The sequence below is a fragment of the Aliarcobacter trophiarum LMG 25534 genome (genome assembly GCF_003355515.1).
Lineage (GTDB): Bacteria > Campylobacterota > Campylobacteria > Campylobacterales > Arcobacteraceae > Aliarcobacter > Aliarcobacter trophiarum.
Map to the genome: position 1 here is coordinate 223,270 of NZ_CP031367.1, position 13,851 is coordinate 237,120.

Genomic DNA, 13,851 nt, shown 5'->3' on the forward strand with positions numbered 1-13,851 from the left:
AAACCTTCCCTTTTTTTATATCAATAATAAATAAGCCCTTTTATTCCAAAGGCTCATTTACATCAATTTTACACTCTTGATTTTTACATACTATAACTGCATCAAAGTAAAAAATCTCACTTACATCAATACCATCTTTTTTGAGTTTCATCCAAGCTTCAAGAGATCTTGAACCTGCACTACAATAAAAAACTATACTTTTGTTTTTCGGTAATTTATCAAATAACTCTTTTGAATTTAGCTTCTCAGCTTCAATATTGATAGCACCTTTAATATGCCCTTTTGCAAAATCTTTTGATGGTAATACATTTACTATTTGAATATTTGATGGAACTTTATCTTTAAGCACTAATTCTTTTAGCCATTCTCCATCAATAGTTCCTTCATCACTTCCTAATTTTAGTCCATTTTTACTAAATTCTGCTTTCTTCTCTTTTTCTTTATCTTCTACTTTTTTACTAGCAAAAGTAGTAGATAGTCCTGCTTTTTTCCACTCAGGAACACCGCCTGCATAAACAACTACATTTTTATAACCTAGAGCATAAAGTTTTGATGCAATAATATGAGATTTTTCACACTCATATCCAGCACAAAAAGTTACTATTTTTTCATTTTTATCAATAGGGAATCTTCCTACTAATTTTTCAAAATTTGTATCAGGAACAGATATACTTCCTACTATAGTCTCTTGTAAAAATTTTGCATAAGGTCTCGCATCTACAAATAAAGCACTATTATTTTCAAAATATACTTTTGCAACAATAGTATCTATTTCAAGATAAGATTTTTTTGACCATTGTGGTTCACCTGCACTATAAACTTTTACATTCTTATGTCCCTTTTTCATTAATAAATCAGCAACTATAGGGCTTTTCGCACAAGCAAATCCCCCACAAAAAACAATTAACTCTTTATTTTTATCAATACCCTTTAATTGTTTATAATCCTCGTCAAAATTTGTATCATTTATGTTTAAACTTGATGGAATAGTACCTCTTTGATATTTTGCTTGAGGTCTTGCATCTATTAAGATAGATTCAACAGAACCTCTATTCCCAACTCCAATAACTTTTTTAACATAATCAAAGTCAACTTCTTGTAACTTATACTTTTTTATAAGCTCTTTTACTTCTGATGTAGGTTCTTTTAGAACATCTGTCTCTTGTGCATTTACAGATAGAAACAGAAAACAAATAGATAAAACTGCGAATATTTTTTTCATTTTAATAACCTCTTTTTTTAATTTTAAACTTATTTCCTTAAGCTTTACCGCTTAACATTCCGTGCATTGTCATTGGCTTCAATAAATAAACTTTCATTAACCACCAGATCCATCTTTCTTGTACTGGATCAAGTGGAAATGATGGTGTTGGTTTCGATGTCCAATCAAACTCTGCTAACATTACTTTTCCAATATCTGTTATTAGAGGACAAACTGTATAACCACCAAATTTCTCTTTAGGTTCTTTCCCTTCCATAACTGAAATTAAGTTATCTACCAAAATTTTATACTGTTTTCTTATTGTTCCACCAGTTTTTCCCATTGGAATAGCTGCAATATCACCTAATGCAAATATATTACTATATTTTACATGTTGCATAGTCTCTTTATTTACAGGAATCCAACCCTTGTCTGAACCAATTTCAGATTTTCCAATCTCTTCTGGAGCTTTTTGCGGTGGTGTAACATGAAGAAAATCAAAAGGAACTTCAACTTTTTGGCTCTTTTTAACAGTTTCGTACTCTTCTAAATCTTTGTCATAGGCACCTTTTTCTTCCCAAAATTTATTGAAAATAGCAATCTTTTTTGTAATATCAACTTCTACTAAATTGTGGTTAAAATTCCACTTCATATCTCTTGCAATAAACTGTTTTTCAATAGCATCTGCATACTCTTTTACACTAAAAAGCTTATCGCTATTATCATAATATGTTAAATCAACATTTCCTCTAGCATTTGCTTCGTTTAATCTTGAATTAACTAAATACATAACTTTTTTTGGAGCTCCACCACATTTTACTGCTGTACTTGGTGCTGTAAAAACAGCTTTTAGCTTTTCACCAGATTTTGCTCTTTGTATAAAGGCTTGAGTCTGTTTCCACATATCTTCTGCTGAATCAATGTTATATACAGAAGTTATCCCGCTATTTCCAAAAACTTTTAAGATTTTTGAAGCATCACCATTTGTATAAGCATCTCCTATCTCTTCAAAGCCTTTAATAGCTCCAAAATCAAGAGTAATACCAGCAGCAACTACCATAAAATCGTAGTCAAGAACTTCGCCTGAAGCTAAAGTAACTTTATTTGCTTCAGGATTGAAATCTACTGCTTTGTCTTTGATTAATGTTACACCCTTTGGTAAGAAATCTTTTGTTTCATATATTAACTCATCTTTTGAAGAATAAACTCCACTTGCTACTAAAGTTGTTCCTGCTTGATATGATACAGATTTTGGATTTGGTTCAACTATCGTGATATTTGGTTCACTAAGAGTATTTGCTAATCTTGCTGCAGTTGAGATACCTGCTAACCCTCCACCAATTATTAATATTTTTCCTTTTGCTTCACTAGCTTTCGCAATTGTTGCTGCATTAGCTTGTGTCCCTCCTGTTAAAAATGCAGCTCCACCAAGACCTGCTATTTTAAAGGCATCTCTTCTTGAAATTCCTGAATTCTTTAATTCACTCTCAATAACTTCAAATGCCTTTTTTAATTCATCTTGTTTCATTTCTAATCCCTTAAAAAAATATGAATGATAATATCAAAAAGATAATAAAAGGATACTTATCAGAGATAAGTTATTGTTTTATAAAAATTATTAGTTTATTTTATAATATTAAGAGCTTTTTCATACTCTTTTTTTTCATTTATATTTAGGAATTCATCCTCTTTTTCAAAATCTATAATTTTATATTTTGAGTTTTTTATTAGATAATTTATCTTATGAATATCATTTTTAATCATATTATTTATAATAGCTAGGCATTCTTTAGAAAAAACTCCACAAAGATTATGTATTTTATCTCTATCTCTTGCTACAACTACATCATAGTTTGTACTATTTTTTATTAACTCATTTATAGTTTCAATTTTTACAAAAGGTGTATCAACAGTTATTATAAAAACTTTATTAAACCTTTTTAATACTGTTTCTAAGGCTAATATTGGTGAATAAATCTCTTTATTTTCATCTAAAATAATTTTTGAAGTATCATTTAGAAATAAAAACTTATTAGTTTTTGAAGAGATAAAAGTATCAGAAAAATAAGGTTTTAATCTATTATATTGATACTCTATTAAGGAGTTTGAAGATGAAAAAGGAAGAAGAGACTTATCTTCTCCCATTCTTTGACTTTTCCCACCACTTAAAATAACACAAGGTATTTTAAATGGAATTTGACTCATTTTATAAACTTCTTGGATCTGTAATATATCCAGAAATAGCACTAGCTGCTGCAACTGCACTATTTGCTAAATATATTTTTGAACTTCTACTTCCCATTCTTCCAACAAAGTTTCTATTTGTTGTAGAGATACAAACCTCTCCATCTCCTAAAATTCCCATATATCCACCTAAACAGGCTCCACATGTTGGATTTGATACAACTGCACCTGCATCAACTAAAGTATCTATATATCCTAATTTTGTAGCTTCTCTTAGGATTTTTTGTGTTCCTGGAGTTAAAATAACTCTTACATGTCTTGCAACTTTTTTATCTTTTAAGATTTCAGCTGCAACTTTAAAGTCACTCAATCTTCCATTTGTACAAGAACCAATAAATACTTGATCAACTCTTATATTATCTTCAACTGCTTTTGAAACACTGTGTCCATTTGATGGTAAAAATGGATATGCAATTACAGGTTCAAGTTTTTCAACATCAATTTCAATAACTTGACAATATTTTGCATCTTCATCACTATAGTGAATTTTTGGCTCAGCTCTTAACCCATTATTATCTTTAGCAACTTTATCTAAGAACTCTTTTGTAATTTCATCATAAGCTACAATTCCGTTTTTAGCACCAGCTTCAATAGCCATATTACATAAAGAGAATCTATCATCCATAGATAGATATTTAATTGTATCTCCTGTAAATTCTAAAGCTTTGTATAAAGCTCCATCAACTCCAAGAATTCTAATAATTTCTAAGATTAAATCTTTTCCAGTTACATATTTAGATGGCTTTCCTTTAAATACAACTTTTATTGATTCAGGAACTTTAAACCAGTTTCCACCAGTAATCATTCCAAAAGATATATCTGTACTTCCCATTCCTGTACTAAATGCTCCTAAAGCACCATGTGTACAAGTATGTGAATCTGCACCTATAATTACATCACCTGGTATTACTAATCCTTTCTCAGGTAAAAGTGCATGCTCAATTCCCATATCTTTTTCATCAAAAAAGTTTTTAAGATTGTGTTTTGCAGCAAAATCTCTACTTATTTTTGCTTGATTTGCACTTGCAATATCTTTTGCAGGGATAAAGTGATCTAAAACAATAGCAAAACCATCTGGATTTGCAAGTTTTTCAAAGCCACCCTCTTCAAATGCTCTTATAGAAATTGGAGTCGTAATATCATTTCCAATAACCATATCAATTTTGCTTCTTACAATCTCACCAGCATAAACTTTTTTTCCTACATGCTCACTAAATATCTTTTCTGTAATTGTTTGACCCATTTTTTATCCTAGTTATTCATATTTTTAAAAATTTAGTTTAGATTATAGCTAAAACTTTTTTAAGATATTGTTTTTAGTTATCTATACAAAATTATTTAAAATATCTTCTATCTTAACAGGTGGTCGTACTATAAAGGCTCTATTTTCTCCAACTAAAATGGGTCTTTGTATTAGAATAGGATTTCCTAAAACAGCTTTTATTAGTGAAGTTTCATCTTTTATATTTTCTAGATTTAACTCTTTATAAATCTCTTCACCTGTTCGTACTAGTTCAAATATGGAGATGTTTAGCTTTTTTAATAACTCTTCAAGTTCAGCTATAGATGGTGGATTTGAAAGATAATCTCTTATAGATATTTTGAAACTATTTTGATCTAAAAAATCTTTTGCACAATTTGATTTTGAGCAATAGATATTGTGCCATAACTCTAATTTTTGCATTTTAACTCCTAAATAAAATCTTAATATAGCTAAATAGTTCAAAAATAGTCAAAATTTATTAGTGATGTGCCTTTTAATTTACTAATTTAGCTCATTTAAGTTTAATTTGGTGATTATAAGAAGATGTGAAGTTGAAAATTGATAGAAGTTAATCTGTGTAGATTTAATTGTTAATTTAAATTAATGGGTTTTAACCCATCAATTTAAACTATTTCATAATTTCTGCAGGTGCGTAAACTTCACCTTTCATTATAATTCTTGCACTTCTACTCATTGTAGCTTTATCTACAATATATTTTCCATTCTCTTGAGTGATTACTGCTCCAACTTTTAGTGTTCCAGATGGGTGTCCAAACTCAACAGCAGATTTTTCACCTCCACCAGCAGCTTGATTTACTAAAGTACCTTCTATACAAGCAGCTACTCCAATAGCAACTGAAGCTGTTCCCATCATTGCATGGTGTAGTTTTTGCATAGAAAGAGCTCTTACATGAAGGTCAATTTCGTCTGCTTTTACCTCTTTTCCACTAGAAGTTATAAAATCAGATTTTGGAGCTACAAAAGCAATTTTTGGAGTGTGTTGTCTAGTTTCCGCTTCACTTAAATCAGAGATTAAACCCATTTTTAAAGCCCCATAACTTCTAATTTTTTCAAATCTAGCAAGTGCCTCTGCATCACTATTGATATCAGCTTGAAGTTCAGTTCCTTTATATCCAATATCAGAAGCATTTAGAAATATTGTAGGAATTCCTGCAGTAATCATTGTTGCCTTAAATGTTCCAATTCCTGGAACTTCTAAATCATCTACTAAATTCCCAGTTGGGAATAACTCTTCGCTAGGATCAACAGGTTCAGCGAACTCTAGTAAAATCTCTTGGGCAGGAAACGCAACACCATCTATATAATAATCTCCCATCTCTTTTACTTGTCCATCAACCATAGTTACATAACAAAGAATTGTTTTTTTAATATTTGCTTGCCAAATTCTTACACAACAAACACCATTTTGTGGAACATTATCAACTAATCCTTCATGAATTGCAAAAGGTCCAACTGCTGAACTTAAATTTCCACAATTTCCACTCCAATCCATAAAATCTTTGTCAATTGCAACTTGTCCAAAGTAGTAGTCAACATCGTGATTTGGAACTGTACTTTTTCCAACTAATATAGCTTTAGATGTACTTGAAGTTGCTCCTCCCATTCCATCCATTTGTTGCTTATAAATATCAGGACTTCCTACTATTCTTTGAAGAAGTTTATCTCTTTTTACTTTGTCTTCTTGTGCCTCTTTTGGAAGATCTGCTATATTAAAAAATGTTCCTTTTGAAGTACCACCTCTCATATATGTTGCTTTTACTCTTATTTGTGGTTTATAACTCATTTGTTCTCCTAAATATTTAAGCTTTTAAAACTTTTTAAAATAATTTTTAATCACTTTAGAAAATTTTATTATATTTTAAAGTTGTAGGAATAGGGGAAAACCCTAAACCTAACTATTTATTTGAAGCAATAACATCTTTTGCGAATTTTTGTAAAATTCCACCTGCTTTATAAACTTCAACTTCTGCACTTGTATCTAATCTACAAGTTACTTTGAACTCTACTTTTTCACCATTTGCTCTAGTCATGCAAACTGTTAAATCACCTCTTGGTTCAATATTTCCTAAAATATCAAATGTTTCAGTTCCTTCAATTTTATAAGTGTGTCTTGTATCACCTTTTTTAAATTGTAAAGGTAAAACACCCATTCCAACAAGGTTTGTTCTATGAATTCTTTCAATACTTTCAGCAATAACAACTTCAACACCAGCAAGTCTTACACCTTTAGCTGCCCAGTCTCTTGAACTTCCTTGTCCATAGTTTGTCCCAGCAACGATAATTAATGGTTGTTTTCTATCCATATAAGTCTCTATTGCTTCCCACATTCTTGACTCAGTACCTTCTGGCATAATTTTTGTTAAGCTACCTTGTTTAACTTTACCATTTTCATCTTTAACCATCTCATTAAATAGTTTTGGATTTGCTAAAGTTGCTCTAAGTGCAGTATTATGATCACCTCTATGTGTTGCATAAGAGTTTAAATCTTCAAGTGGTAATCCCATTTTTAAACAATACTCTCCTGATGCACTTTTTGCTTGAATAGCATTTGAAGGCGATAAGTGGTCTGTTGTAATATCATTTGGGAATACTCCAAGTGGTCTTAAATTTTTAAGAGCTGGCATACTCATAAAAGCATCTTCCCAGTATGGTGGTTTTTGAATATATGTAGATTTAGCATCCCATTTATAAAATGGCTCAGCTTTCTCTCCCTTATCTGTTTTTGCAAACATTGGATCATATATTTTTGCAAACATCTCTGGTTTTACAGATTTATAAACTATTGCATCAATCTCTTCATCACTTGGCCAAAGATCTTTAAGTCTTACTTCATTTCCATTTTTGTCAATTCCTATAACACCTGTTTCAATATTAACTCTAATACTTCCAGCAAGAGCATAAGCAACTACAAGTGGAGGAGAAGCTAAAAATGCCTCTTTGATAAATGGGTGAATTCTACCATCAAAGTTTCTATTTCCAGACAATACAGCTGTTGTATAAACACCGCTTGCAGCAGCTTCAGCTTCAATTTTTGGATCTAAAGCTCCACTCATTCCATTACAAGTTGTACAAGCAAATCCTACAATCCCAAATCCTAATTTTTCAAGTTCTGGAAGTAATCCTGAATCTTTTAAATATATTTCAGAAACTTTTGAACCAGGAGCTAGTGAAGATTTTACCCATCTTTTTCTACTTAATCCAAGCTCATTCGCTTTTTTAGCTAATAATCCAGCTGCAACAACATTTCTTGGGTTTGAAGTATTTGTACATGATGTAATAGCTGCAATTAAAACTGCACCATCTGGCATAACATCATTTGAAATTTCTATTTTTTTAGTAATCCCTTCAGCATCAAGTGTTGAAGTAGGAACTAATTTATGAGGTTGCGAAGGACCAGCTAAACTTCTTGTAACAGTTGATAGATCAAATTTGATAGTTCTTGCATATGTAGCTTCTGCTAAACTATCTGCCCATAATCCATTTGCTTTTGCATAAGTTTCAACTAATTTTACTTGCTCAGGAGTTCTTCCTGTAATTTTTAAGTAATCAATAGTTCTATCATCAATAGCAAACATAGCAGCACTTGCACCATATTCAGGTGTCATATTAGAAATAGTTGCTCTATCACCTAAATCAAGATATTTAATTCCACTTCCATAGAACTCTAAATATGCAGAGATTACATTATTTTCTCTTAAGAATGATGTTAATGCTAAAGCAATATCAGTTGCTGTAATTCCAGCAGCTCTTGTACCTGTAATTTCTACTCCAATAATTTCTGGAACTCTCATATAAGATGGATTCCCAAGCATTACATTTTCAGCTTCAAGTCCACCAACACCAACTGCAATAACTCCAAGAGCATCAACATGAGGAGTATGTGAATCTGTTCCTACAAGTGTATCTGGACTTGCAATTCCATCTATATTATGAATTACTGGAGACATTTTTTCTAGGTTAATTTGGTGCATAATACCATTTCCAGGAGGAATAACATCAACATTATCAAATGCTTTTTTTGTCCAGTTTATAAAGTCAAATCTATCTGCATTTCTTCTATCTTCAATATCTCTATTTTTTTGAAATGCATCAGGGTCAAATCCACCACACTCAACAGCTAGTGAGTGGTCAACAATTAATTGAGTTGGAACAACTGGATTAATTTTTTGTGGATCAACACCTTTACTTGCAACTGCTTCTCTAAGACCTGCTAAATCAACAAAAGCTGTAAGTCCTAGAATATCATGACAGATAACTCTTGATGGATACCAAGGGAAATCTTTATCTGTTCTTTTCTCAATTAGTTGAATTAAAGACTCTTTTAAATCAACACTTGGACATTTTCTAAGTAGGTTTTCTGCTAACACTCTTGATGTATAGTTAAGTTTTGCGAAAGAACCAGGAGTGATATCTTCAACTGCACTTTTTACATCATAGTATTTTGTATCTAAACCATTTAACTGTTTAAGATATTTTTCATTTGTCATTTTATTTTTCCATTTTTTATTTTGAAATTGATTGTAAAAAAATTTAGGCTAGTTTTAAACCTAACCTAAATTTTAAAAAGGTTATTTTCTGTCTTTTAAAGGAACATAAGCTCTTGGCTCTGGTCCAGTATAGTTAGCTGATGGTCTAATAATTTTTCCATCTTCTCTTTGTTCAATAACATGTGCACCCCATCCTGTAACTCTTGCAATAATAAAAATAGGAGTAAACATATCTGTTGGAATTCCCATTTGATTATAAGAAACAGCTGAGAACCAGTCAAGATTTGGGAACATTTTCTTTTGATCCCACATAACTTCTTCAAGTCTTGCAGCTACATCATACATTAGCATATTTTTATTCTCTTCAGATAGCTCTTTTGCAACTTTTTTGATAACAACATTTCTTGGATCTCTTGTAGCATAAACAGGGTGACCAAATCCAATAATAATCTCTTTTTTAGCAATTCTTTCTTTGATATCTTTTTCTGCTTCATCTGCTGAAGAGTATCTCTCTTGAATTCTAAATGCAACTTCATTTGCTCCACCATGTTTTGGACCTCTTAATGCTCCTATAGAACCAGTTATACAAGAATACATATCAGAATTTGTTCCAGAAATTACTCTTGAAGTAAAAGTTGAAGCATTAAATTCATGTTCAGCATAAAGAATTAAAGATACATGCATAGCTTTAACCCAAGATTCTCTTGGTTTTTCACCATGTAATAAGTGTAAGAAATGTCCACCAATTGTATCATCATCAGTTACAACATTAATTCTTTTTCCATTATATGCAAAATGGTACCAATATAAAAGCATAGAACCAAAAGATGCCATTAATTTATTAATAATATCTTGTGCTGCAGCTTTTGGATGAGATTCATCTTCTTGATTTAATGCTCCAAGAACTGAACAACCTGTTCTCATAACATCCATTGGGTGACAATTTTTTGGTAATTGCTCTAATGCAACTTTTACACCATCTGGAATATCTCTAAAAGATTTAAGTTTCTCTTTATAAGCTTTCAACTCTTCTTTATTAGGTAGTTCACCATGAACTATTAAATATGCAATCTCTTCAAATTCAGCTTTTTCAGCAAACTCTAAAATATCATATCCTCTATAATATAAATCATTTCCTGTGTTTCCAACTGTACATAATGCTGTACTTCCAGCTGCTACACCTGAAAGCGCAACAGATTTTTTTGGTTTAAACTCTGTACTTGTAGTACTCATATTTTCTCCTTAGTTAAATTTAGTTTTATGTTAAAAAAAGCTAATTACTTAGCTTTTCCTTTTGAAAAAAGTTCGTCCATTTTTTGCTCATAAGAGTGGTAATTTAACATATCGTATAGTTCCATTCTTGTTTGCATTGTACTAATAACACCTTCTTGAGTTCCCTTATCTTTTAACTCTTGATAAACATTTAATGCAGCTTTATTCATAGCTCTAAATGCTGAAAGAGGGTATAAAACCATAGCTATTCCTACACTTGATAACTCTTCAGTTGTAAATAGTGGAGTTGCTCCAAACTCTGTAATATTTGCTAAAACAGGAACACTCATAGCATCTGTAAACTCTTTGTACTCTTTTAAAGTATGTACAGCTTCTGCGAAAATAGCATCTGCACCAGCTTCAACATAAGCTTTAGCTCTTGCAATTGCAGCAGCTTGACCTTCGCTTGCATGTGCATCTGTTCTTGCAATGATATAAAAATCAGGATCTAACTCTTTTTTTGCATCAACAGCTGCTCTAATTCTATCACACATCTCTTCAGTAGTTACAAGCTCTTTATTTGGTCTATGACCACATCTTTTAGCAGCAACTTGATCTTCAATATGCATTCCAGCAGCACCACTTCTAATAAACTCTTTAACAGTTCTAGCAACATTAAATGCATGTCCCCAACCTGTATCAGCATCAACTATTAGTGGAGTATCACAAATAGAAGTAACTCTTCTAATATCAATACAAACATCTTCAATCATAGTCATTCCTAAATCAGGTAAACCATAAGATGCATTTGCAATTCCACCACCACTTAAATAAATAGCTTTGTGTCCAACTTTTGTAGCTTGTAATGCTTGATAAGCATTAATTGTACCTACAATTTGTAATGGGTGAGAAGATTTTAGAGCCTCTCTAAATTTTTTTCCTGCACTTGTCATAATATATCCTTTAAAATATTGTGAAATAATTATAGCTATTTTGTCTTTTTTTGTATGTATGATTTAAATTCTAATTTTACAACTTTTATACATTTTATAAATTTTGTATAAAATATGTTTTTATGTATTTTTTTTGTACAATATACAAAAATGGTATTAAAGGAAGCTTATGGATTTTAAAAATTCTATTGAAAAATTTATAGAGATATTTAATCGCTCAAATCTTAGTATTTCAAAATTTGCAAGTTTAATAGACAAGGATAGACGAACTGTAACATCGTGGATAGACAGAGTAAACAATATAGAAATAAATGCTGAAATTCAAAGTAAAATATGTAAAGAGTTTAGGTATCCAAAGTATATTTGGGAGGAGGCTTGTAGTGGTGATGAGTTTTTAAAATCTATTACATCTATTCCTCAAAGAGAGGTTAGAATTATAGATGAAGACTATAAAGGAAGACTAAAATACATAATAGAACATGAAAAAAATAGAAGATTTGTTATTCAAGCACAGTTTCCAGGACCTATGTATAGAGATAGTGCTGTACGAAAAGTGTACAAAACAACAAATGGTTCTGATATAGAAGAATTGAAACAAGAGAGAATTGATCAAATGTTAAGATATGATTATGATACAACAGAGTGGTACTCTATAAAATCTGTTCTTAGCTTTTGTTTTGCAAGTATTGGAAATTTTTTTACAAGAGATGAGAAGATAAAAGTTTTGGAGCTAATGTATGAACTATTTAATAATAACTATAATAAAAAACTATTTTTATTTGATTCATTTTCAAGAAAAATATATGGAATGGAGACAACTTATATCTCAATAAATGTAAAGAATAAGATACTTTTTTTTAAATCTCCAATAGAGTCTGTTTTTATAGAGATAAGAAATAAAAGTTTAGTTGAAAGAATGCATAAATATTATAGTTCATCAATAGAAGCTCCATCTCATGTAAATTTTTTGGATTCTGTAAAAATCTTAAAGATACTTCAAGATGCAGTAAAATACAATAACACTATTACTCAAGCTTATGAGACAATAAATAGAGAGACAAATTATGGAGAGCTTTTTTATAACAATCTTAGTATTGAGTTACAAAAAGAGGTAACTCCTCCAAGAGTTGCTCATAGAAGAGATTAACGTATAAAATTAAAAAGGATAGAATATGAAAATAGTTATTTTAGATAGAAAAACTTTGGGATTTGATATGGACTTATCAATTTTTGATAAGTTTGGAGAGCTTGTATCTTATGATGTTACAGAACCTTTAGATACAAAAAATAGAGTTAAAGATGCAGATATTATTCTTACAAATAAAGTTTATGTAGGAAAAAATGAATTAGAGAACTCTAAAGTAAAACTGGTATGTATAACAGCAACAGGTACAAATAATGTGGATTTAGAGTATGCGAAATCTTCTAATATTGAGGTTAAGAATGTAGCTGGATACTCTACAAATAGTGTTGTCCAATTGGGATTTTCTATGATTTTTTACTTTATTCAAAAACTTAACTACTATAAAAAATATGTAGATGAACAAAATTGGCAAAAGAGTGATATCTTTACACATATAGATGAGCCTTTTTTTGAGCTAGATAAAAAAAGAGTTGGAATTATTGGTTTGGGAGATATTGGAAGTAATTTAGCAAAAAAACTAGCTGCTTTCTCTTGTGAAATTGTTTACTACTCAACAAGTGGAAAAAATCAAAATAGCCAATATAAGAGTGTAGGTCTAGAAGAGTTACTTAAAACTTGCGATATTATCTCTATTCATGCACCATTAAATGATAAAACAAAGGATTTATTAGGATATAAAGAGCTAAAACTTTTACAAGATGGCACTATTTTATTAAATCTTGGTCGAGGTGGTATTATAAATGAGTCTGATTTAGCAAAAATATTAGATGAAAAAGAGATTTATTGTGGACTTGATGTTGTTTCTAAAGAGCCAATAGAACAGAGTAATCCACTTTTAAAAGTAAAAAATAAAGATAGACTTTTTCTAACTCCACATATTGCATGGGCCAGTATAGAGGCTAGAAAAACTTTGATAGAAAAAGTTGAAAAGAATATAGAAGAGTTTATATCAAAAAGATGATGTTTTAAAACAGGTCTATTTTTATAAAAATAGACCTAATAAAATTTACATGCAACAACCATTTCCACAACAAGAGCTAACAGGCTCATCTTTATAGAATTTTATTACCAAATTATTAAACATCTCTTGAATTTGAAAATTATGTTTTTTACAGAAAGTTTTATTCATAATGTTTTTTATCTCAATTGCTTTAAAAAGAGCATCATCTTTTGAAGAGAATTCAAAACTCCCAGCTAAATTACTATCAAAAAAACATTTACATTTGTCTTGAACTACTATTTTATACATTTTTACCTCGAATATTAATATTAAAAGATTAAGAAAATCTATTAAAGCAACAAAATAGCAAAAAAAAGCTAAAATT

12 protein-coding genes are annotated in these 13,851 nt (G+C 30.4%); 2 read left to right on the plus strand and 10 right to left on the minus strand.

The window, feature by feature from the left end:
- Positions 1-40 precede the first annotated feature (40 nt).
- The 9 genes from ATR_RS01215 to prpB all read right to left on the minus strand — a co-directional run bounded on the left by ATR_RS01215 (position 41) and on the right by prpB (position 11,382).
- On the minus strand, positions 41-1,222 hold the full coding sequence (locus tag ATR_RS01215; protein ID WP_115427678.1) for a rhodanese-like domain-containing protein: 1,182 nt from the start codon (positions 1,220-1,222) through the stop codon (positions 41-43).
- Between the two features lie 37 nt (positions 1,223-1,259).
- The gene (locus tag ATR_RS01220; protein WP_115427679.1) at positions 1,260-2,729 is read right to left on the minus strand and encodes an NAD(P)/FAD-dependent oxidoreductase; all 1,470 of its coding nucleotides are present in this window, start codon (positions 2,727-2,729) and stop codon (positions 1,260-1,262) included.
- Between the two features lie 95 nt (positions 2,730-2,824).
- Positions 2,825-3,406 (minus strand): molybdenum cofactor guanylyltransferase MobA, encoded by a 582-nt coding sequence (gene mobA, locus ATR_RS01225; RefSeq protein ID WP_115427680.1) that lies wholly within the window; start codon positions 3,404-3,406, stop codon positions 2,825-2,827.
- A 1-nt stretch (position 3,407) separates the two neighbouring features.
- Positions 3,408-4,688 carry a 3-isopropylmalate dehydratase large subunit gene (leuC, locus tag ATR_RS01230; RefSeq protein WP_115427681.1) on the minus strand — a complete coding sequence of 427 codons (1,281 nt, stop codon included), beginning with the start codon at positions 4,686-4,688 and terminating at the stop codon, positions 3,408-3,410.
- 81 nt (positions 4,689-4,769) lie between these two features.
- A complete protein-coding gene (locus ATR_RS01235) occupies positions 4,770-5,129 on the minus strand; it encodes an ArsC/Spx/MgsR family protein (protein ID WP_115427682.1) in 360 nt (119 codons plus the stop codon).
- A 208-nt stretch (positions 5,130-5,337) separates the two neighbouring features.
- Positions 5,338-6,513: a 2-methylaconitate cis-trans isomerase PrpF gene (prpF, locus tag ATR_RS01240; protein WP_115427683.1), complete on the minus strand. Its 1,176-nt coding sequence runs from the start codon at positions 6,511-6,513 to the stop codon at positions 5,338-5,340.
- A 112-nt stretch (positions 6,514-6,625) separates the two neighbouring features.
- Positions 6,626-9,217 (minus strand): Fe/S-dependent 2-methylisocitrate dehydratase AcnD, encoded by a 2,592-nt coding sequence (acnD, locus tag ATR_RS01245; RefSeq protein ID WP_115427684.1) that lies wholly within the window; start codon positions 9,215-9,217, stop codon positions 6,626-6,628.
- 81 nt (positions 9,218-9,298) lie between these two features.
- The gene (gene prpC, locus ATR_RS01250) at positions 9,299-10,450 is read right to left on the minus strand and encodes a bifunctional 2-methylcitrate synthase/citrate synthase (RefSeq protein WP_115427685.1); all 1,152 of its coding nucleotides are present in this window, start codon (positions 10,448-10,450) and stop codon (positions 9,299-9,301) included.
- Between the two features lie 44 nt (positions 10,451-10,494).
- Positions 10,495-11,382 carry a methylisocitrate lyase gene (gene prpB, locus ATR_RS01255; RefSeq protein ID WP_115427686.1) on the minus strand — a complete coding sequence of 296 codons (888 nt, stop codon included), beginning with the start codon at positions 11,380-11,382 and terminating at the stop codon, positions 10,495-10,497.
- Between the two features lie 169 nt (positions 11,383-11,551).
- Between prpB and ATR_RS01260 the strand changes: the two genes are divergently transcribed.
- Both ATR_RS01260 and ATR_RS01265 read left to right on the plus strand, forming a co-directional pair.
- Entirely contained in the window at positions 11,552-12,529 is a 978-nt protein-coding gene (locus ATR_RS01260) for a hypothetical protein (protein WP_115427687.1), read from the plus strand.
- Between the two features lie 25 nt (positions 12,530-12,554).
- Positions 12,555-13,487 carry a D-2-hydroxyacid dehydrogenase gene (locus tag ATR_RS01265; RefSeq protein WP_115427688.1) on the plus strand — a complete coding sequence of 311 codons (933 nt, stop codon included), beginning with the start codon at positions 12,555-12,557 and terminating at the stop codon, positions 13,485-13,487.
- Positions 13,488-13,532: 45 nt separating this feature from the next.
- Here the strand turns inward: ATR_RS01265 and ATR_RS01270 are convergent, their stop codons facing one another.
- Complete coding sequence (locus ATR_RS01270; protein WP_115427689.1) at positions 13,533-13,775, minus strand: hypothetical protein; 243 nt, start codon at positions 13,773-13,775, stop codon at positions 13,533-13,535.
- Positions 13,776-13,851: the final 76 nt, after the last annotated feature.